Raw genomic sequence first — 593 nt, forward strand, 5'->3', positions numbered from 1 at the left:
TGCATCAAGGTCATGGACACGAAGTTGACCTGATGTCGTGCCAACTTGGTCTTCGGTTACAGCGCCACTCGCTGTACCAGAAATAGTTGGGCGATCGTTGCTTCCGACCACATCGACAAGCACTCTCTGAGTAGTGATGCCTCCATTGCCATCATCAACGCTTACATAAAATACTTCTTTGACGATTTGCCCTTGGCTGAGCGCTTGGGTTGCTAAATTTGAGTTATCAAGCGTGTATGTCCATTGACCGTTCTTTGCATCAATATTAAAGCTGCCATAGCTACCTGTTCCCGAGCTATTCATCAACCAAATGTGAGTATCTCCAGCATCCACATCGCGGACGTTTAAACGTCCGCTTTTGGTCAGCAGAGCGTCTTCGGTTACAGTGCCTTGAGTTGTTCCACTTATGATCGGAGTATCGTTCGTTCCATCGATTGTGATAGTGACTGATTGCGGCACAACGCCGCCTTTCCCGTCATCGACATTGACGATAAATGACTCGGTGACCGTTTGGCCGAAAGCCAAAGACTGTGTTGCTTGGCTTGTTTTATCTAGGGTGTATATCCATTTTCCAGTCTGCGTATCAATCGACA

The 593-nt window shown here is 47.4% G+C and carries 1 protein-coding gene; it reads right to left on the reverse strand.

Translation table 11 applies throughout. From position 1 onward, the window contains the following. Positions 1–593, reverse strand: a 593-nt coding sequence (locus A3738_RS03975; RefSeq protein ID WP_197473571.1) for a VCBS domain-containing protein, incomplete at both ends; no start/stop codon positions are given.

This window comes from Oleiphilus sp. HI0066 (assembly GCF_001635725.1).